This window comes from Hahella chejuensis KCTC 2396 (assembly GCF_000012985.1).
GTDB lineage: Bacteria > Pseudomonadota > Gammaproteobacteria > Pseudomonadales > Oleiphilaceae > Hahella > Hahella chejuensis.
On the sequence record NC_007645.1, the window covers coordinates 527599 to 548110 of the forward strand.

At 55.0% G+C, this 20512-nt stretch carries 20 protein-coding genes; 8 read left to right on the top strand and 12 right to left on the bottom strand.

Translation table 11 applies throughout. From position 1 onward, the window contains the following. The first annotated feature begins 1 nt into the window (after position 1). Positions 2-937 carry an alpha/beta hydrolase gene (locus HCH_RS02365; protein WP_011394500.1) on the top strand — a complete coding sequence of 312 codons (936 nt, stop codon included), beginning with the start codon at positions 2-4 and terminating at the stop codon, positions 935-937. Positions 938-1271: 334 nt separating this feature from the next. After that, on the top strand, positions 1272-3119 hold the full coding sequence (locus HCH_RS02370) for an ABCB family ABC transporter ATP-binding protein/permease (RefSeq protein ID WP_011394502.1): 1848 nt from the start codon (positions 1272-1274) through the stop codon (positions 3117-3119). Here the strand turns inward: HCH_RS02370 and HCH_RS02375 are convergent. Then, entirely contained in the window at positions 3101-3607 is a 507-nt protein-coding gene (locus HCH_RS02375) for a DUF1993 domain-containing protein (RefSeq protein WP_011394503.1), read from the bottom strand. The two genes, HCH_RS02370 and HCH_RS02375, sit on opposite strands and share 19 nt — an antisense overlap. Before the next feature lie 269 nt (positions 3608-3876). Here HCH_RS02375 and HCH_RS02380 point away from each other — a divergent pair, with 269 nt between their 5' ends. Continuing rightward, positions 3877-4872, top strand: coding sequence for a rhodanese-related sulfurtransferase (locus tag HCH_RS02380; RefSeq protein WP_011394504.1), 996 nt, complete (start codon positions 3877-3879; stop codon positions 4870-4872). Positions 4873-4923: 51 nt separating this feature from the next. On the opposite strand, the gene HCH_RS02385 is transcribed toward HCH_RS02380, so the two are convergent. Both HCH_RS02385 and HCH_RS02390 read right to left on the bottom strand, forming a co-directional pair. Then, a complete protein-coding gene (locus HCH_RS02385) occupies positions 4924-5262 on the bottom strand; it encodes a chaperone modulator CbpM (protein WP_011394505.1) in 339 nt (112 codons plus the stop codon). Between the two features lie 3 nt (positions 5263-5265). Further along, a complete protein-coding gene (locus tag HCH_RS02390; protein WP_011394506.1) occupies positions 5266-6231 on the bottom strand; it encodes a DnaJ C-terminal domain-containing protein in 966 nt (321 codons plus the stop codon). 167 nt (positions 6232-6398) lie between these two features. Between HCH_RS02390 and HCH_RS02395 the strand changes: the two genes are divergently transcribed. From HCH_RS02395 to folE, 3 genes are all read left to right on the top strand, one after another. Then, the gene (locus HCH_RS02395) at positions 6399-7241 is read left to right on the top strand and encodes a 23S rRNA (adenine(2030)-N(6))-methyltransferase RlmJ (protein ID WP_011394507.1); all 843 of its coding nucleotides are present in this window, start codon (positions 6399-6401) and stop codon (positions 7239-7241) included. Positions 7242-7352: 111 nt separating this feature from the next. Continuing rightward, complete coding sequence (gene folM, locus HCH_RS02400) at positions 7353-8078, top strand: dihydromonapterin reductase (protein ID WP_041599162.1); 726 nt, start codon at positions 7353-7355, stop codon at positions 8076-8078. 35 nt (positions 8079-8113) lie between these two features. Beyond that, a complete protein-coding gene (gene folE, locus HCH_RS02405; protein WP_011394509.1) occupies positions 8114-8680 on the top strand; it encodes a GTP cyclohydrolase I FolE in 567 nt (188 codons plus the stop codon). A gap of 54 nt (positions 8681-8734) precedes the next feature. Here folE and HCH_RS02410 read toward each other — a convergent pair whose 3' ends face one another. Beyond that, on the bottom strand, positions 8735-9781 hold the full coding sequence (locus HCH_RS02410; RefSeq protein WP_011394510.1) for a succinylglutamate desuccinylase/aspartoacylase family protein: 1047 nt from the start codon (positions 9779-9781) through the stop codon (positions 8735-8737). A gap of 55 nt (positions 9782-9836) precedes the next feature. Then, positions 9837-10520, bottom strand: a complete 684-nt coding sequence (locus HCH_RS02415; protein WP_011394511.1) for an SIMPL domain-containing protein — start codon at positions 10518-10520, stop codon at positions 9837-9839. Positions 10521-11181: 661 nt separating this feature from the next. On the opposite strand from HCH_RS02415, the gene HCH_RS02425 reads away from it, so the two are divergent. Beyond that, positions 11182-12183, top strand: coding sequence for an AraC family transcriptional regulator (locus HCH_RS02425; protein ID WP_011394514.1), 1002 nt, complete (start codon positions 11182-11184; stop codon positions 12181-12183). Positions 12184-12206: 23 nt separating this feature from the next. Here the strand turns inward: HCH_RS02425 and HCH_RS02430 are convergent, their stop codons facing one another. The 5 genes from HCH_RS02430 to HCH_RS02450 form a co-directional block, all read right to left on the bottom strand. Continuing rightward, the gene (locus tag HCH_RS02430; RefSeq protein WP_011394515.1) at positions 12207-13130 is read right to left on the bottom strand and encodes a hypothetical protein; all 924 of its coding nucleotides are present in this window, start codon (positions 13128-13130) and stop codon (positions 12207-12209) included. Between the two features lie 131 nt (positions 13131-13261). Next, positions 13262-15007, bottom strand: coding sequence for a PHA/PHB synthase family protein (locus HCH_RS02435; RefSeq protein WP_011394516.1), 1746 nt, complete (start codon positions 15005-15007; stop codon positions 13262-13264). Between the two features lie 169 nt (positions 15008-15176). Beyond that, positions 15177-15968 carry a zinc ABC transporter permease subunit ZnuB gene (gene znuB, locus HCH_RS02440; protein WP_011394517.1) on the bottom strand — a complete coding sequence of 264 codons (792 nt, stop codon included), beginning with the start codon at positions 15966-15968 and terminating at the stop codon, positions 15177-15179. After that, a complete protein-coding gene (znuC, locus tag HCH_RS02445; RefSeq protein WP_011394518.1) occupies positions 15961-16728 on the bottom strand; it encodes a zinc ABC transporter ATP-binding protein ZnuC in 768 nt (255 codons plus the stop codon). Before znuC ends, znuB begins: the two co-directional genes overlap by 8 nt. Further along, the gene (locus HCH_RS02450; RefSeq protein ID WP_011394519.1) at positions 16725-17213 is read right to left on the bottom strand and encodes a Fur family transcriptional regulator; all 489 of its coding nucleotides are present in this window, start codon (positions 17211-17213) and stop codon (positions 16725-16727) included. The genes znuC and HCH_RS02450 overlap by 4 nt, the downstream gene beginning before the upstream one ends. Before the next feature lie 364 nt (positions 17214-17577). Here HCH_RS02450 and malE point away from each other — a divergent pair, with 364 nt between their 5' ends. Next, on the top strand, positions 17578-18807 hold the full coding sequence (malE, locus tag HCH_RS02455) for a maltose/maltodextrin ABC transporter substrate-binding protein MalE (protein ID WP_011394520.1): 1230 nt from the start codon (positions 17578-17580) through the stop codon (positions 18805-18807). 49 nt (positions 18808-18856) lie between these two features. Here malE and HCH_RS02460 read toward each other — a convergent pair whose 3' ends face one another. Beyond that, positions 18857-19384, bottom strand: coding sequence for a chemotaxis protein CheW (locus HCH_RS02460; protein WP_238384959.1), 528 nt, complete (start codon positions 19382-19384; stop codon positions 18857-18859). A 79-nt stretch (positions 19385-19463) separates the two neighbouring features. After that, a complete protein-coding gene (locus tag HCH_RS02465) occupies positions 19464-20510 on the bottom strand; it encodes a chemotaxis protein CheB (protein ID WP_011394522.1) in 1047 nt (348 codons plus the stop codon). Positions 20511-20512 lie beyond the last annotated feature (2 nt).

Below are 20512 nucleotides of genomic sequence, written 5' to 3' on the forward strand. Positions count from 1 at the left end.
GATGTCTAGAGAACGAAACGAACTCTTCATCAATCATCCCGTCAGCATGGCGGACCTTGCTGTAGTAGACGCCATACGCCAGCAATCTGCGCCTTTTAAAGGCATGCTGAACGGGCCGCAGGCGCGCGACAGTTATAATCAGATGATAGAGGAAACGCCCGCCGCCGCTGGCGTTGAGTATCAAACCGATACCGTGGGCGGTGTGCCGGGAGTCTGGGTGCGAGTCAAGAATGCCCTGTCAGGGGCTGTGATTCTCTACTTTCATGGAGGAGGCTATGTGGTTGGTTCGGCGAATGCATATTGTCATTTCGCCGGGCAGTTCGCAGCTCGGGTCGGTGTGGACGTTTTTATTGCGGATTATGGTCTGGCGCCAGAACATCCGTTTCCCACGGCGCTAAACCAGGCTAAATCCGTGTACGCAGGATTGCTGGAAGCAGGATACCGTCAGATCGCCGTGGCGGGCGACTCTGCAGGAGGCGGGCTTGCGCTCTCTCTGGCGGAGCAGATCGGCGCCAACGAAAGCGGCGCGCTCGGACTTGCGCCGGTGTGTTGCGTAACCATGTCGCCTTGGACTAATCTGGCTCTGACCGGCGCGAGCCATACAGAACGCGCCGAAGAGGAGTTCTATCTGACACGGGACGCTGTGGCGGCATTCGCGGAATATTACCTTGCCGGCCATGATGCCTACGATCCAAAGGTTTCGCCACTGTATGGCCAGCATTCCGGATTGCCGCCATTGCAGATTCATGTGGGGACGGCCGAGATATTGCTAAGTGATTCCCTGGAATACGCAACGCGGGTGCAGGCCGCTGGAGCGGCGGTCAGCGCGCATGTCTGGGAGGCGATGCCGCATGTCTTTCCCAATGGATTCGCTCAGATTGACGCAGCGGAACGGGCCATGCAGATGATGTCTGAGTTTCTTGTCTCTCACTTTTAGAGGGATAGTGATCCTGAACCACAATATTAATCAGGCAGACAAATAGCTTCCTTCTATTTGTCTGCAACGACAGGGCCTGCCCATGTCATGCCCTGTCTCCCGCGGCTCTTCGCCGCGCAGGCGCATCCATGCGCCAGATATTAACATGTCAATATCATTGCCATGTTAATAAGAGAATTGGCGGAGAATGAACTATAAGTACTTGTTATAGTGGTGGGTTCCCGATCCACGCCGCTAACAGGCGACGCGCTTATGTACGGCGATATCCGCCGTTGCGTACGAAACGCTGGCGGCATTCCAACACTGACCCTGATGACGACTGATTTATTTCATTATGCGACGCTCCAGTTCCGCCACCGACGCGCCGGACAATGAGGCGGGGATCAAGACTCTCCGTTCACTGTGGCCTTACCTGCTTGAGCATAAGCGCCGGGTTTTGCTGGCCTTGTTATGTCTGTTGGGGGCGAAGGGGGCCAGCGTCGGCTTGCCGTTTATCCTTAAATACATTATCGATAGCCTCGATTCGGGGCGCGCCAACATTGTGGTGGGATTGCCTCTGGCCTTGTTGTTGGCCTATGGCGCGGCAAGGCTTGGCAATGTGCTATTCGGCGAAGTGCGCGATGCCCTGTTTGGGAGAGTGACGGAGCGGGCCATGCGACGCATCGGCTTGCAGGCGTTTCAACATTTGCACTCCCTGGATCTGGATTTCCACTTGAATCGCAATACCGGCGGCTTGTCTCGGGATATCGAGCGTGGGCTGTCCGGGATCAGCTTTCTAATGCGGTTTATGGTGTTCAATATCGCGCCCACGCTGCTGGAAATCCTCATGGTGATTAGCCTGCTGCTGATTAACTACTCTCTGTGGTTCGCCCTAATCACCTTTATTGCCGTGGTGTTGTACGTAGCCTATTCCGTGGTGGCGACGGATTGGCGAACGGAGTATGTGCGGGAGGCCAATCGCGCGGATTCTGAAAGCAATACCCGGGTGGTGGATAGCCTGCTCAACTATGAGACGGTGAAGTACTTCACCAATGAAGAATATGAAGCGCAACGCTATGACGCGGATTTAGCGCGATGGGAGCGGGCGCGCCGCAAAAACCGCTTGTCGCTGTTTGTGCTGAACGGCGGGCAGGCGCTTATTGTGGCGCTGGCCATGACATCCATGATGATTCTGGCGGCGCAAAACGTGGTGATGGGAGAAATGACCCTGGGGGACTTCGCTCTGATCAACGCCTTTATGATGCAGCTGTTCATGCCGCTGAATTTTCTGGGTTTTATCTATCGCGAAATGAAAGGCTCGCTCGCTAATATCGAGCAGCTGTTTGTGCTGTTGCGCAGAACTTCGCAGGTGCCTGACAAGGCGGGCGCGCCTGACTTGAGAGTCGAACAGGGGGCGCTTGAATTTTCTGACGTCCATTTCGGCTACTCGGCGCAGCGTCCGATTTTACAAGGCGTTAGCTTCCGCATTGAACCACAGCGCAAGGTGGCGGTGGTGGGAGGCAGCGGCGCTGGGAAGTCGACGCTGGTCAAACTGCTGTTCCGGTTTTATGACGTCAATGGCGGCGCTATAAGCGTGGACGGCCAGGATATTCGGGAGGTGGCGTTGAAATCCCTGCGCTCCGCTATCGCCATCGTGCCTCAGGATACGGTGCTGTTTAACGACACCATTTACGAAAATATTCGCTATGGCTGTATAGATGCGACGGAGGAAGAAGTTTGGCGGGCCATTCGCATGGCGCATCTGGAAAGGTTTGTCCAACATCTGCCGGAGGGTGTGAATACCCTGGTGGGAGAGCGCGGACTGAAGTTGAGCGGCGGCGAAAAGCAACGCGTGGCCATTGCCCGCGCGATTTTGAAGAACCCGCCGATTCTGGTGTTCGACGAAGCGACTTCATCACTGGACAGCAAATCTGAGCAAAGCGTACTGAAGGCGATTCAGGAGGTGTCTCAGGGACAGACCAGTCTGGTGATCGCACACCGGCTTTCTACGATTATCGATGCGGACCTGATAGTGGTGCTGCAGGAAGGAAAGGTTGTGGAGCAAGGGACTCATGCAGAACTGTTGGCGCGCAACGGCGTTTACGCCAATCTTTGGCGCATTCAACAACGCGAGGATACGGAAGCTCCGGCCGTCAGGCCGGAGAAAGAAGACTCTGGCGAGGATTATTCGACGCCTAAATAATCGGCTTTGCCAATTTCCACGCCGTTGTGGCGCAGGATGGCGTAAGCGGTGGTGATGTGGAAATACAGGTTGGGAAGCACGAAGTGCAATAGATAGCGCTGGCCTGTGAAGGTCGGCGTGTATGAACCCAGCTTCAGTTGGATGGTCTTTTCTTCCGTTCCGTCGATCTGCTCTGACGTGAAGGTTTTTACGTAATCAATGGTCTTGTTGATCCGGGCGGATAACTCCGCCAACGTGGCTTCGTTGTCCTCAAAGACTGGCGGCTGCTGGCCGGAAAGGCGCGCGACGCAGCCTTTCACCGTATCGGTGGCGATCTGAATCTGAGAAGAAAGCGGCAACATATCCGGATACAGGCGGTAATTAACCAGATTTTGGGGGTTGAAGCCTTTTTTCTCAGCATGAGCGGCGGCTTTCTCCAGGATTTGATTGAGGTTGCCGAGCATGCGGATGAAGATGGGGACGGAAGTCTGGTACATGGATATAGACATAATATCGCCTCCAGCGATGATCAGAGTTGGTTATTTGCGGTCATAAAGCCGGTCTTGGCCGGTAAAAACAAGCTAACCAGTCGGCGCCGACAGATCCTGGCGCCGGGCTTCCTATTCTAACCAGCTCTGAACGTTAAGGCGTATCACATTGACGGACTTTTTAGCGGTTACGGTTTTCCGACGTGCGATTGGTTAAATTTTGAGTATAATGTCGCCCGCAAATTTTTTGCTCTGGTTTTACGTTCCAGCACGCAATATAGGAAAAGTGAATGTCACAGTATGTTATCTGTGCGCTGTACAAGTTCGTCGCTCTTGACAACTTCGAAGCGCTGCGCGCTCCATTGCTTGAAGTCATGGAGAAAAATGAAGTCAAAGGCACTCTGTTGCTGGCCCGCGAAGGCGTTAACGGCACGGTCTCCGGAACCCGCGAAGGGATGGATGCGCTGCTGGCCTGGCTGAAGTCCGATCCCCGCCTGGCGGACTTGAGCTACAAAGAATCCTACGATGAGAACATTCCGTTCTATCGCACCAAAGTCAAACTGAAGAAAGAAATCGTCACCATGGGCGTGGAGGGCATTGATCCGAAACGTGTGGTGGGCACTTATGTCAAACCGCAGGATTGGAATGCGTTGATTACCGATCCAGAGGTGCTGCTGATCGACACCCGTAACGATTACGAAGTGCAAATCGGCAAGTTTAAGAATGCGATCAACCCAAATACGGAAACATTCCGTGAGTTTCCAGATTATGTCAAAAGTAATCTTGATCCGGCCAAGCACAAAAAAGTGGCGATGTATTGCACCGGCGGCATCCGCTGTGAGAAATCCACCGCTTACTTGAAAGAGCTGGGCTTTGAGGATGTCTATCACCTGGAAGGCGGCATTCTGAAGTATCTGGAAGACGTGCCCCAGGAAGAATCAACCTGGGAAGGCGAGTGCTTCGTTTTTGATAACCGGGTGGCGGTGGATCACAGTCTCAATAAAGGCAGCTACGACCAGTGCCACGCCTGTCGTATGCCGATCAGCGCGGAAGATATGCAGAGCGAGCATTACAAGAAAGGCGTGAGTTGTCCTCACTGTTACGACAAGGTCTCCGAAGACCAACTTCGCCGTTTCGCAGCGCGAGAGCAGCAGATTGAGCTGGCCAAGTCGCGCGGAGAAGAGCACATTGGCTCCGAAGCGGCCAAAGCCATCAAGAAGCGTCAGGCTGAGAAAAAGCTGAAACGCAAAAACTATCATCAGCATCTGACCCAAGGCGCTGAATAGCAAATAGGCCGGCTTAGTAGCCGGCCTATTTCGTTGTGGTTTCCCCCTGCCTTAATCCGCAATCAGGCGGCTGAGTTGCTGGTTCAGTCGCGCGACTTCGCGTCTGAGCTCGTTGACCTCGTCCAATAAATCCAATGACATGGCGAGCCCGGGCAGGTTGAGTTGCAGGTCCCGCTGCAAGCGCATTGCCCGGCTCAACCGCGCCAACGCCAGGGTATCGAACTGCCATTGGTGGGCGGGCCGTTCCTCCACGGGCGCGATGACGCCATAACTGACCAGCTCGATAATGAACTCGGCGTTGACGCCGCCGCGCTCGCATAATTCGCGCAACGTGTAGGTGTCGCTTTGACCAAGCACTTCCACCGTGCTGACGATAGTTTTACGCGTCATCTCTCACACCCCCAACTTGCTGCGCGGATTATAGGATTTTTCTTTTTCCGCAAGTTCCTTATAAAGCGCCTCCGCATCTGCGCTGTGGGACTTGGGCAACGTTACCTGCAGTACGATAATCTGGTCTCCGGCGGGTTTACCGGGCAACCCTTTGCCTTTCAGTCTCAGCTTTTGTCCGCTGCTGGCGCCTTTGGGAACTTTCACGTTGACTTTGCCGCTCAGCGTTGGAGCTGTCACTGTCGCTCCTAGCGCAGCTTCCCATGGCGATACAGGCAGAGTCAGATAAATATCTTTGCCGTCGACGGAGTACACCGGATGGGGCGCCAGATCCACTTCTAAAAATAAATCGCCGTTTTCAGCTCCGCCAAACCCTGCTGCGCCCTGACCTCGCAGCCGTACGTGCTGCCCAGGCCCCATTCCGGCTGGAATTTTCACATTGAGAGATTTGCTGCGATGGCCTACCAGCCCGTATTCGTCAATTTCCGGCACCTGCACCTGTACTTGTTTCTCACACCCGTGGAAAGCTTCCTCCAGGAACAATGCGATTTTGGCGTGCACATCCTCGCCGCGCATGCGAAAGCTTTGTTGATGGCCTTGTCTGTAAGTGCGATGGGCGGAGCCGCCATGACCGAAGACAGACTCGAAAAAGTCGCTGAAATGACGCGCGTCCGCTTCGGTGAAGCCGCCACCGCTGAAGTTTGAGGCGGACTCCCAATCCGGCGGTGGGCGGAAACGACCGTCTTCGCTGTAGGCCCCCATGCGCTTGAGCTGATCATACTCCGCGCGTTTTTCCGGGTCTTTCAACACTTCATAAGCTTCGCCGACTTCTTTGAATTTGACCTCGGCATCCTTTTCTTTACTGACATCAGGATGATATTTACGGGCGAGCTTGCGGTACGCTTTCTTGATGTCATCGGCGGACGCTGCTTCCGCGACGCCGAGAATCTTGTAATAGTCTTTGAATTCCATAGATTTTTACCAACCTTCACAGACCCTGCGTCTCATTGTCGTTAGAATATCCAGCCCAAGGTCGGGCGGGTATTGCCATAGGTCAGATATAATGCTGAAAAGGCGACATTCAACGTCGGACCACATAAAATAGGCGGCTTTTTCAGGGGGAGGAGTCAGCGCCCTTTATGCTGAGCTATCAACATGTCTATCACGCAGGCAATTTCGCCGATGCGCACAAGCATTGGGCGCTGTCTTTATTGCTGCAGGCGCTATGTAAAAAATCCACGCCCTGGCGCTATCTGGAAACGCATGCAGGCCGCGGCGACTATGACCTGACTTCTGAAGAAGCGCAGAAGACATCGGAATGGACTGCCGGCATCCTGCCTTTGATGCAGGCCAAGGGGCCTTGTCCGCCAGAGTTTGACGCTTATCTGGCGGCTGTGCGCGCGCTGAACCCCAACACCGAGCGGTTGACTCGCTATCCAGGCTCTCCGGCCATCGCCGCTGGCTTTCTCCGTGAGACGGACCAGTTGGCGTTGTGTGAACTGCACCCAGGGGAATACGCGGAGCTTAAGCGTCAATTCGGTAGGAACAGGCAAATCCATATTCACCAGAGAGATGGCTTCGAGGGCGTCATGGCGATGTCGCCGCCGCCGGAGAAACGCGGCTTGGTGATGATTGATCCCAGCTATGAGCTGAAGGAAGATTATCAACGTATTCCCGCCTATGTAAACAAACTGACCAAGAAGTGGTCGAATGCGATCATCGCCATCTGGTATCCCATTCTTGCGGAGAAGCGTCACGAAAAAATGCTTGAGTTGATGCGTCAGCTTCCTTTGAACAAGACCCTTCGCAGCGAATTGATCTTAACGCCGGTGGCGCGCGGAATGTACGGAAGTGGTATGCTTGTGGTCAATTCGCCCTGGCGGCTCGATGAGCAACTGCAGGCGGGTTGGGCGTACCTCAGCGAAGCCCTCCGTGGCGATCCGAAAGCCTCCTGTAGCGCTGATTGGCTGATAGCGGAGTGAATCCGCAGGACAAGCCGGCCTGGGAGCGCCGACGCTTGAGGATGACACAAAGGGGATGCGGCCGGCGCCGCAGCCTACTGGACATGAATTCATTGGATACAGGTTTGTGTGGTGAATTGGACTAGCCAAGGAACAATATTAATAACCGGAGCGGCCCAAAGGGTTGGGCTCCATTGTCTGCAGCAGTTGCTTGAAAAAGGCGAGCGGGTCGCTATGACCTATCGCTCCGAGCGGCCGGAGATTGCTGATTTGCGCGAACGCGGCGCAACTTGTCTGCAGGTGGATTTTACGGAACAAAGCTCCGTCGAACGGCTGATACGACGGTTAAAGGAGGAAGTGGGCCCACTCAGGGCGTTGATACACAACGCGTCCTCATGGGCTCCCGACCGGAGTGAGGATACGGACTACCGGGCGGTGATGCAGGATATGGTGGCGATTCATATGACCGCGCCCTACCTGCTGAATATGCATTGTTATGACCTGCTGGAGCAGGGGCGTAACCCATGGTCCGATATCATTCATATTTCCGATTACGTGGTTGAAAAAGGAAGTGACAACCATATTGCGTACGCCGCTGCGAAAGGGGGAATGGAGAGCATGACCCGTTCTTTCGCCAAGCGTTACGCGCCGCATATTAAGGTAAACACTATCGCTCCGTCGTTATTGATGTTCAATGACGGCGACGATCCGGACTACCGAACTAAAACCTTAAGGAAGTCCGCCCTTGGGATCGAGCCCGGTCCTGACGTGGTCTGGCAGGCAATCGCCTTTATCCTGGACTGCTCGTATATGACCGGGCGGGAAATCAAGCTCGATGGCGGACGTCATATCCGTTGATCATAATGATCCATAGGTAATGTAGAGGAACCAACATGTTAGACAAACTGGTCGCGCAGTACAGCGCAATTATTGAATCCCTCGGAGAGGATGTTAACCGTGAGGGACTGCGCGATACGCCTAAGCGCGCCGCCAAAGCGATGCAGTTCTTGTGTCGCGGCTACAACCAGTCATTAGAGGAAGTCACCAACGGGGCGGTTTTCGAGTCAGATACGGACGAAATGGTTCTGGTCAAGGACATCGAATTATACTCCCTGTGCGAACATCACCTGCTGCCCTTCATCGGGCGTTGCCACATTGCCTACATTCCGAATGGCAAGGTGTTGGGCTTGTCGAAATTTGCGCGCATTGTGGATATGTTCGCGCGTCGGATGCAGATCCAGGAGAACCTGACCCGGCAGATCGCGGAAGCGGTTTTGGAAGTCACCAATGCGCATGGCGTCGGCGTCATCATCGAAGCGCGTCACATGTGTATGATGATGCGCGGCGTGGAGAAGCAGAACTCTGTTATGAGTTCCTCCGTGATGTTGGGCTCCATGCGCAACAATCCCTCTACCCGCAGTGAATTCCTCACTCTGGTGCATAGCCGTCGGGCGTTGTAAGCAGGCTCCCGACTCGGGCGCCGCATATCGCGGCGGCCGTCGCACAGGCGTTTGTCAGGTGATGGGCGCCTCGCTGCGGGAAATGTGATCCTCCATATCGGAGTGAAATGTCTCCACAACCTGTTCCGCCAGATCCACCTGATTAAAGCGCGCAATGTGAAAGATCGCCTCGCCTTCATGGGCAAGGGGCAGATTGCTGCGTCCAATGACGATGCCTGAGCATGGCGACAAAATAGGTTCCCCCTGACTGTCCAGAGGGCCGTTCAAGTAACCCAGCAGATCCCCTTTGTTCACCCGGCTTCCCAACGGCTTCAGAACTCGCAGGAAACCACCCACCGGCGCTCGCACCCATTGGGAAGAGCGCGCCACCACCGGCGTCGCCTGAGCTCTGCCTTTGACGCGCATCTTGATCATGCCCAGTTCTTCCATCACCCGACGCACGCCGCGAACGCCTGCGGCGATGCTGTTTTCATCGAAACGCAACGCTTCCCCGGCTTCGTAGGTAATGATCGGTACGCCGAGGTCGTCGCCGGCGCCGCGAAAGGAGCCGTCACGGATTTCCGCATCGATTATGACGGGCACGCCAAACATGTGCGCCAACTCCGCCGCTTTTTGATTATCCAGGTGCACCCGGATTTGCGGAAGATTGCTGCGATCGATCGCGCCAGTGTGAAGGTCGATGGCGTAATCCGCCTGTTGCAGAATGCGAGTGGTGAACAGATGCGCCATCCGCGCCGCCAACGAGCCTTTCTCGCTACCGGGGAAGCTGCGGTTAAGATCGCGCCGGTCAGGCAGGTAACGGGAACGGTGAATGGTGCCCAATACGTTTACGATGGGGACGGCGACCAGGGTGCCTTTCAGATTCTTCAACCAGGGAGCATGCAGCACGCGGCGCACGATTTCCACGCCGTTGAGTTCGTCGCCATGGATTGCGGCGCAGATCAGCAAGCGCGGACCTTTGGATCTGCCATGCACCACTTCGACAGGAATGGAGACGTCTGTTTGGGTATAGAGCTGTCCGACGGGAAGCTCGAATTGTTGACGATGTCCCGGCGCGACCTGCGCGCCGAGAAATTCAAAAGGTTTGGACTTAACCGCCATGGTTGCACATCCTGACTGTTTTCAAGCTGCGGTTGCGTCCAGAATTCGCCAAGCGTTACCGCACCAGTTCGATTTCGCCGTTGACGGTCATGGTGACCGTTTGCGTGCCGGCTGCTACGGCTGGCGTCGCCATGTCAGCCATTTTGGCTGCGCCAAAGCTGCGCATTTCCTGCCGCGCATAGTAGACAGGGCCGCTGCTTGAAATATTCATGTTAACGATTTTGTAGCTCTGCGCTCCCAGTTGGGACGTAATCAGCTTGGCGCGTTCGCCAAAAGATTTCAGCGCTTCGCCGATCAGCTCATTTTCTTTAGCCGCTTTCAGGGCGTCAGACGCGTCGAACTCCACGTTTTGTACTTTCAGACGTTCCTGCAATTCACCAATGAGGCCGGACAGCGCTTCGATATCTTTGCTTTCCAGTTTCAGAGACTGCTCTGCGTTCCAGGCTACGATTTTTTGCTCTTTGTAGCGGGGATCGGTGCGGTAGTCTTGCGTCTGGTATTTCACGCTTTTGGCGGACTTTACTTCATCCAGCGCCCAACGCATGGCTTTGTTTACGTCATCGGCCGCTTGTTGCGCGGTTTTCTGCTGTGATTGGGAGTGTAGCACGACGCGCATGATGTCGTTCTCCAGTTCGCCTTTGGCTTCGGTGGAGAGCTGAACGCGATCGTAGTTAGTTTGCTCCGCAGCGAACGCCGGCATGGCCAGAACGCTGAGTACAAGAAATCTGCTTATCGACATGATTTTCTCCCTAATCCTAAAAGTAGTTGCTGCTCAGCAACATAGCAAAATGATCCTGAGTGCTAAAGATAAATTTAGTTAAGGAGATTAAGCAAAGTATCAGGCTAGGAAAGGCGTAAGGCGGTAGAGATGGGAAGGGGAAATTTCAGAAAATTGCTTTATTCAGAGCAAAAAAAAAACCGCGAAATAAATTTCGCGGCGGGAATTGTGCACTTTCATCAGGCTGGAGTCCAAAGGGTGTCAACAGTAGTAGATGCTGTTGAGATACTCATCCAACGCTGCAAAATTTGCTTGCTCTTGGTCAGTATTTGGAACACAGACTTTCCAATTTTCATCATACATCATACTTGTCTCTCCCTAAGTCAAGTGGCCTGAGTCGGTTCTCTAGGGCCTGAAAACACAGTTAAACGATGGCTACTGCTTCACGTTTACGGGATTCATATTATCAAGGTGAAAGAAAACCGGCTTGACTGCCTGTGTTAAGCTTTTGACATTCTGTTGCAACTTTACGCAGCTATGGTCGGCTTCTTCAGTAATTGCTACAGCGTCTGCATTGTTGCGGAAAAATCGCCGCCAACTCTTACCGCCACACCTGGATGATTGTTATATTGGCCGCTAATAATAATTAACAGTCCCATTTAAATGGTTGAGATTAGTTGATATGGATCAGCCCACAGTCGCCGGTTCCACCGTTAAAGCGCTTTGCTTTTGGCTTGCTGAGCGAGGGATGGATATCAATGCATTGGCGCATGAGGCTGAGCTGGATCTCTCCATGCTGGAGGATCAGGACTATCGCGTTCCTTTACCGGCATATAATCTGCTGTGGTCGCGCGCTGAAGAAACCTTGAAGGACCCTGCTGTTGGCCTGCACGTAGGAGAGTGGGTTGATTCGCGTCGCATGGGGGTGATCGGGCACATCATCTTCAACAATCGCACGTTGGAGCAGGGGTTAAAGCAGTACGTACGTCTGTCGGCGCTGGTGAATGAAGGCGTGCGCACGGAATTTCACCTGCAGGGCGACGATGCGGTGATTGAGTATCACTGCGAACGTCCGGAATATTATCACCGCGCTGGGATGGATCGAATGCTGGCGTTGTCGGTGACCAGGGCGCGGCGCTTTGTCAGCGAGAAGATCTACCTGACCAAAGTGGGCTTTTCCCACCCCGAACCTGAGTACGTCGCTGAATACGAGCGCATCTTTCAATGCCCGGTCAGCTTTAACCAGCCATGTTGCTCTCTCGCTTTCAATAAAGACTTCCTCACCTTTGAACTGCCTCAGCGCAACCCCTATTTACACCAGGCGCTGACCCGCCAAGTGGAGGCGCTGCTGCAAAAGCTGTCCCTGCGCCGTACGGTGTCGCACAAAGTTAAGGCGATCGTGGCCAAACGCCTGTCCCGTGGCGATATCGAGGCGGAAAAAGTGGCGGAAAAAATGAACATGTCGCGCCACACCCTGTATCGCAAACTGAAACAGGAAGGCGTGTCATTTCAGGAATTGGTGGAGCAGGTGCGTAAGGATAAAGCCTTGGATTATCTGCAAAAGGGCAAGTATTCCCTCAGTGAAATCGCCTTTCTACTGGGGTTTTCCGAGTTGAGCGCCTTCAGCCGCGCGTTTAAGCGCTGGACGGGAGAAAGTCCGGCCAGCTACCGCAGTCAGCAATAGCTGGCGTCACAAGACGTAGCCTTCTAAAACCCTTCCGCTTCGCTGTCCGTCTCACCACTCTTCCTCGTGGGACGGGCGAGCAGTAACGACAACAGAATGCTGATGATGGCGCCGGAGATAAACAGGGTGAGGGTGTAACGGTTATTGGTTTGGTCATGGAAAGCCTGATTGGGCGTGATGCGCAATAGCCATTGGCGCTCTGGAAGATCCAGCGTGTCGCTGTACAGCCAGGATTTGCGTTTCTTTATGTTCTCCTCTCCGTCCTGTGGCAGCACCAGCTTCACCAATGGGTCGCTGGCGTAGCGCATCAAGTCAAACACAGACAGGGTGAACCCCTCCGGCTTATAGTCGGCGATGGCGGCTTTCAGGCTATGCTCCAGATCAAAACTGATGGCGATGAGCGTATCGTTCACCCGCCGAATATAGCGAACTTCGCCGCGATAGGCGGGATTCTGAGAGTTGATGCGGGTCACTGGCGTTGCGATGGTTTCTCCACTGCGCCACGCCTCGTCAAAGGCGGGTTGAAGTTCGGGTAATTCGGTGACGCGTTTGATGTCGTTGAGCGTTAGAGATTGCAGGCTGTTGATATCCGTAACACTGAAATGACGGCTCTCATCGGCGGATTTAGCGATTACCAAGTGTTCAATGGTGTTGATGTTGGGAAATCCCTGCAAAAACACGCGGGTGGCGTCAGTCGCGGCGTCTTCTGACTCAGGGCGAGCGCCGCTCATGCGAAACCACAATTCCGCAGCGGCGCGATTCTGTTCGAATGTCCGGCGGACCGTTTGTGCAATGAACTGCGCTTCCTGGGCGAAGCGCGCGTGTGCGTCTCTCTCTTGCTGCTTATTGGAAAAATAGGACATGGCCGCCGTTAACGACAGCCCCACCAAAAGCGCCAGGAGAGATGGCAGAGAAAGTATAAACCCGTACATATTGCGGGACCGCATTGAATCCTCCGGATAATTGCCGCCCCCAGGCGGTTACCAACCCATTTCCGCTGAAAGCGTACTCCATATTCGTGACAGTCGGTAACTATAGAGTTCCCTATTACCCGCATCAAGCGGAAGCCTGAAAGCCTTTATCTTTGATATATATAAGTGCCCGGTGCGTCACAAAGTTGCGGATAACCGGAGTCCGGCGCGCCTAGCGGCGGAGGCGAGGACTGTTCAGCGCTGCTGTGATCTCGCAGCCACTGGCTCCAGGCCGGCCACCAGGAGCCTTCATGACGGGGCGCAATATTGAGCCAGTCGTCGGGGCTGTAATTGCGATCCTGCCCATAACGGGTATTGATCTGGTAACTGCGCCTCGGATGGCCGGGCTCACTGATGATGCCGGCGTTGTGGCCGCCGCTGGTCAATAAAAAAGTAATCTCTGCGGAGCTGGTGAGACGGCGGATTTTATACACGGATTTCCAAGGCGCGACATGATCCTTAGTAGCGCCGACGGCGAAGATGGGAATGCGGATATCACGCAGAAATATTGGACTGTCGTCCACTTCAAAACGGCCCTCGGCGAGATCGTTATTAAGAAACAGACTGCGCAGGTATTGTGAATGCATGCGATAGGGCATGCGAGTGGTGTCTGCGTTCCAGGCCATCAGGTCGTTCATGCTGCTGCGTTCGCCCAGCATATATTCTCGTACGATGCGCGACCAAAGCAGGTCCTTCGAGCGTAGCATCATGAACGCGCCGGACATTTGCGTCGCGTCCAGATAGCCTTGCTCCCACATCAAGTCTTCCAGGAAGGTCAGCTGACTCTCGTTGATGAACAACATCAACTCGCCGGCTTCCTTGAAGTCCGTTTGCGCGGCGAAAAGGCTGATGGTGGCGAGTCGCTTATCCTCGTTTCTCGCCATCGCGGCGGCGGCGATGCTGAGCAGGGTGCCGCCGAGACAATAGCCGACGCCGTGTATCGCCGGAGCGTCGGGAACGATGGCGGAGATTGCGTCCAGCGCTTCCGTCACCCCCAGGCGCAGATAATCCTGCATGCCGAGATTGCGATCTTTGCTATCCGGATTCAACCAGGAAATCATAAACACTGTGTGGCCTTGCTCCACCAAGTACCGGGCCAGGGAGTTATGGGGCGACAGGTCGAGAATGTAGTACTTCATGATCCAGGCGGGAACGATAAGCACCGGCTCTTTGTACGTGCGTTCGGTTGTTGGCGCGTACTGGATCAGTTCTATCAGGCGATTGCGATAAATCACTTTTCCCGGGGTTACGGCGAGATTCTCGCCTACCTTATAGTTTTCCGATCCGACAGGCGGATCGCCATTGAGCATACGCTGAGCGTCTTCGCGCCAGTTCTCCAAGCCGTCGAGAAAATTTTTGCCGCCGGTTTCCAGGGTTTTCTTGATGACCTCCGGGTTCAACCAGGGAATATTGGACGGAGACATCAAATCCAATATCTGACGTGCGCAAAACGACACGATATTTTCGTTGCGGGGCGACACGCCGGGAATATCCGTCGTCGCGTAGTGCCACCACTGCTCATAAAGCAGGAACCACTGGTAAGCCAGATTAAAAGGAAAGCGTCCCCATTCCTCATTGCGAAAGCGGATATCCTGGGGAAGGGGGGCGATGACCGGTTCCGGGTTCTGGTTGGTTATAGTGCGGGAACAATAGACGCCATAGCGCAGCAGGTTGCGGGAGATGTTCTTCGCCAGTTCGGCATGCTTTCCGGGCGCCATCACCGCATGACTGACCCAGTCTGTGTAGGCCTGGATGAAAGCGGCGGGAGAATTGCCGCCAGTACCGTATCCGATAAACGCATGCAGGAGGCGGTCAATCGCCTTTGATTCCGCAAATAAAGAGCTGTCGTCCACGTTAGCCTCTTTGTTTTAGTAGACATTAAAACACGACGCGAAACGCTGGAGCGCGTCCTGGGTGAATCCGGGGACTGCTTGTGGAATGATCACAGTAAGGAGTTGAGGCTTTGAAAGCAACCGTGAAAGACGGCCGGCGAAACTCAACGCTCGCCGGCTTTGCCTTGGGTCAAGCGTGGCGTAGACGGTGCGCGCCCATGCTGCTTAAAAACAGGACGAACGCTGCGACGACGACGGACGGTCCGGCGGGAGTGTCCCACCACCAGGAGAGGCTCAGTCCCGCCACGACAGCGAAGACGCCGCTGGCGATGGCGAGCGCCGCCATTTTTTCTGGCGTATCGCTAAATGGGCGGGCTGCGGCGGCGGGGATAATCAGCAACGATGTCACCAGTAGTACGCCGACGACTTTCATGGCGAGAGCGATGACCAGCGACATCATCAGCATCAATAACAACTGGGTGCGTAATATGTTGTAGCCCTCTACTGCCGCGAGATCCTCGTTCAGCGTCATCATCAGCAGGGAGCGCCACAACAGTTTGAGCATAACGATGGCGGCCACCGCGCCTGCGAATATCCAAATGACATCCTGATAATTGAGCGCCAACAGGTCGCCGAACAGGTAGCTCATCAGGTCCACTTGTTGGTCACGCATAAAACTCAGCGCCACCAGGCCCAGGGACAGGGAGCTGTGAGCCAGGATGCCCAGCAGCGTGTCCGTAGCGATGTGCTTTTGCCTTTGCATCAGGGCCAGCGTCAGGCCCATCAATACGCAGCCGGCGGTGATGGCCAGGCTGACGTTCACCTCCAGCATCAAGCCCAAAGCAACGCCCATTAGCGCTGAGTGGGACAGGGTGTCGCCGAAATAGGACATGCGCCGCCACACTACAAAACAGCCCAAAGGGCCGGTGATAAAAGCCAGACCGATGCCCCCCAGCAGGGCGGGTATGAGGATATCAAGCATGTTGGTCGCCGTGAGAACACTCACTGCCGGCGGCGACGGTGCCGTCGGTATGGTGATGATGGTCGTGATGGTGGTGGTAGACCGCCAGCGAGCGCGCCGCCTGGGTCCCGAAAAGGTTGATGAAGGCAGGCTCGTTGGACACCTTTTCCGGGTGCCCGGCGCAGCAAATATGCCGGTTCAGGCATAACACCTGATCCGTAGAGGCCATTACCAGATGAAGATCATGGGAGACCAGCAGAGCGCCGCAGTGTAACTCATCCCGTAGTGAACGGATAAGGCGGTACAGTTCCGCCTGGCCGGTGACGTCCACGCCTTGCGCTGGTTCATCCAGCACTAACAAGTCTGGCGCCCGTTGCAATGCGCGCGCCAGCAATACCCGCTGCAGTTCGCCGCCGGATAAAGTGTGCATGGGTTGTTTGGCCACGTGCTCCATTTCCACTCTTTGCAGCGCTTCACGCCAGCGCTGCGGGTTGTGCGCCAATTGCAGAAAGCGTTTGACCGTCAACGGCAAGGACGCGTCGATATGAAAGCGCTGCGGCATATAGCCGATTTTCAGGCCGGGACGGCGCAGCACTTCTCCACGGCTCAACGGCTGTATGCCCAAGAGCGCTTTTGCCAGCGTGGACTTGCCGGCGCCGTTGGGACCAATGACCGTGATGATTTCGCCGGAATTAATATCGAAAGTGACGTTTTCAATCAGCGTGCGACCTTGGATCTTTACGGTGACGTCTTGCAGACGTATTAATGGCGGCGGGTTCATTGGGCGGTCCTGCAGGCAGCGCACAGGCCGCTGATTTCCAGCGTCATACTCTCCACTTCGAAATCCCGTTCCTGCGCCAAGGTCAGCAGTTGTTTGCGCAGCGCGCCTTCCGTAATTTCCTGCGCGCGCTTGCACTGTTTGCAAATCAAAAAGCCGCCCTGGTGGCCTTCCTGCGGACACACGCAGCCCATGAAGGCGTTCAGTGACGCAATGCGATGCACCAAGCCATTTTCCTGCAGAAACTCCAACGCTCGATACACCGTTGGCGGGGCGGAATTACGGCCTTCCTGTCCAAACTGAGCAAGGATGTCGTAGGCGCCGATGGGCTTATGGGATTGCCAGATCAGCTCCAGCACGCGTAAGCGTGTGTCCGTCAGTCTCAGACCGCGTTCTTTGCAGAGTCTCTTGGCGGTAATCAGCGCGTCATGAATGCAGGAGGCGTGATTATGTTGCTGAAACACGGCGTTGTCAGATTGGCTGTTCATAATGATTCCGCAAGAGTTGCAATGCTGGCGTTAGCGCGGTCGTCGGAGGAGACGTAGGAAGTGTAATGTTATAACAATTGGGCTTGCGCTGAAACCGCCAACGGCGTTCATGGCGGCGTCTGGCGTGAAACAGGTCGCCAATGTTACAAAAATTCGCGTTTTTATAAGGTTACTTGTATGCAAAACCGCCGGTTAGGGTCCATAATCCTTTGCTGGATGTTTGGCGGGCGCTTGTCGACGTCCGCATTATAAAAATATAAATCAGGGCGGAATGAAACCGGCGTATGCCGGATTGCCAGGAAGGTCGCGCTGAGTCCTCGGGTCGAGACTTCGAACCCCGTGAGACTTCAGAGGTAAAATAAGAATGTCAGCGCTAAAGAACCTTTTCACACTGGCGTTATGCTTGGTCAGCGCTTTCGCCTGCGCGTTTGAAAAAGACTCTCTCATTGTCTGGATAGGAGCCGACAAAGGCTCAAAAGGCGTCGCCGAAGCCGGCGCCGCCTTCACCGCCGCTACCGGCATGAAGGTAAAGGTGGAAACGCCGGACGATCTCACCGTTCAATTCGATCGCCTCGCGCCAACGGCGCAAGGTCCGGACATTGTCATATGGGCCCATGAACGTTTTGGTCCCTGGATCAACGACGGCTTTCTGGAGCCGGTCACACCCTCTCAAAAGATGCGCGACAGCGTAGCGCCTTTCACTTGGCGCGCCCTGACGGTCGGGGATGATATATACGGCTTTCCTATCGCTATAGAAGCGGTGAGCCTGATCTATAACAAGGCGTTGGTGAAAACGCCTCCTCGTACGCTACAGGATGTCATTGCGCTGGATCGCGATCTGCGGAAACAAGGCAAAAAAGCCATTGAGTGGGACTATAAGAATACTTACTTCAGTTGGCCTTTTATCGCCGGCGCCGGCGGCTACAGCTTTGGCAAGTCAGACGGCGTTTATAATCTGGCGGATGTCGGCTTTGACAACCGCGGCTCCGTTGACGCAGTGCAAGCCATTAAGCAGCTTCTGGATCAAGGCGTACTGGAAAAGACGGCGGATTACGGCTCTATGATGAACGGCTTCAAGAAGGGCGAAGTGGCGATGATCATCAACGGTCCCTGGTCGTGGCGTGAGATCCGCGATGCGGGCGTCAATTTTGGCGTGGACTATATTCCCGGACTGACGGCGGAACATCCCGGGCGTCCTTTTGTTGGCGTGCTGGCGGCGGGGATCAATTCCGCGGGAAGAAACAAAGAAGCCGCGCAGCGTTTTCTGGAAGATTATCTACTGACCTATGAGGGACTAAAGAAAGTAAATACAGACAAGCCATTGGGCGCGGTAGCCAATATTCAATTAATGAAAGAGCTTTCCTCCGACCCTTTGATCCGTCATACCTTCGTATCCGCTGAAAAAGGGGAGCTGATGCCGGACGTGCCGGAAATGAAGCGCTTCTGGGGATTATTTACCTATAAGTTGCCAGCGATGCTAAAAGGCGAGGCGGCAATCAGCGCAACGCTGAATGATATGGCGGATAGGCTGCGAAAACTGGACGAACTGAAAGGCTGGGGGCGGCGGCACTATCTTTCAGATAAGAAAAGCTGAGCGTCGACTATACGAACGACTGGGGCGCTTGAGCGCCCCGGATTATCGATCAGCGTGCGGAAACCGCCTGTAATGCGAGGAGTTCCATTTGTTCCAGGGAAGGAATAATGGCTTCTTCGCCGCTGACTTTAACCATCATTTTGTCCATGGGGCCCAGGTCGGCCTTTTCATGGGCGCTGACTTCCTCGCTTCGTACTTTCATCAAACGAGGCAGGCCCTGAGTGACGAACGCCATGAACGGCATTTGTTTGTGCTTGTCGCCAATCGTATTGGTCACGGCAATTCGGGTATGCGTAGATTTCGCGCCGGAGGCGGACTTATTGGCCTTGTCATAAGACATTAACGGCAGACGCAGACCGCGCCAGCGAATGTAGCCCAGGAACCAGTCCGCCCCGTCTTCAACGGGCTCCGGCGCCTGATAGTCAACGATTTCAGCGATGCTGGCGTTGGGTAATAGCAAGTTTTTTCCCTGTACGGGAATCAATAAACAGGAGATCTGTCCGGAGGTTTGCTCCACCATGAATCTATCCTCGAAATCGTTTGTCTTACCGGCGCCTGTCTCACGGCGGGCGCGCATATCATCTCTGGACCAGCGGCAGGTCCAAGCTGATAGAGCTTCAGTCTGAGTCTAGCTTAACAGACCGGGTTATGGAACGTCAGGCCAGGCCGCGCTTGCGTTTCGCCAGTTCCTCAAGCTCTATGGTTTTCAGTAACTTTTCCGCCAACTGATGCGGCGAGCCGCGAAATTCCACGCACCCCGTTGCGGCGACGGAGTCCGGCATTGAGCTGTTGGCGCAGGTGTCTGAGGTCTGAGACCAGATACGGCTGCCATAAGCCCGCAACAGTGGGCCGGCCAGGGAGCCGTCATTGCCCATGCCGCTGAAAATAATCGCATTACAACGGCCGCTGTAGTAGCCGCCGACATTTAGCATGACCTGATCGATAGAAGGGCCATAAGGACCCGGCCAGGCGTTTTCTCTGACCTCCATCGTCCCCTCCGCGCTGAACACCACCTCGTGGTCGACAGGCATGATCACCACTTCGCCATAATGCAGACGCGCGCCGTGCTGTACTTCCTTCAGATCGAAGGCGGAGTGGCGACCTAACACTCGCACCAGCACATTGGCGGCGTTCTGGTCGATATGCTGGGCGTAAACGAAGGCGACAGGCAAGCCTGAGGGTAAGCAATCGAGAAAGCTCTTCACCGCCGCCGGACCGCCCAAAGAGGCGCCCAGAATCCATACCCTTTCCACCGGGTCGTTAACGCCGCCTGGCCGTATATGATGCGGCAACGGCAAAGCGGAAGGGCCGCCTGGAGAGGCTTCCAGCGCAGTTAAAGAAGCTCCGGCCTGGGTAAGCGTGGGCGGTTCGCCCAACAACTCCACCAGTTTGGTAAACAGGCGCCGCTCCCATTTGGCGTAATCGAGGCTGTGCTTGTTGGGCGCCTCTCCTAATCCAAACAAGACGGGGGCTTCGCTATGATCGATCAGCGTATCAATGGCGTCCGCCCAACGGTCTTCGTCGGCCAGTATGACGATCCACACCTCGGCGGCGGCGTGGCGCTCCAGGAGCGCCGTGCTCAGCCGGGAAGGATCACAGCTGGCGATCACCGAAAAACCGTATCCTTCCACCGCGCTTTGCATGATATGCCGCTGTAAAGGGCAGTCCGAAATAATGCCAACTTTTGCAGCCTGCACTGACATCC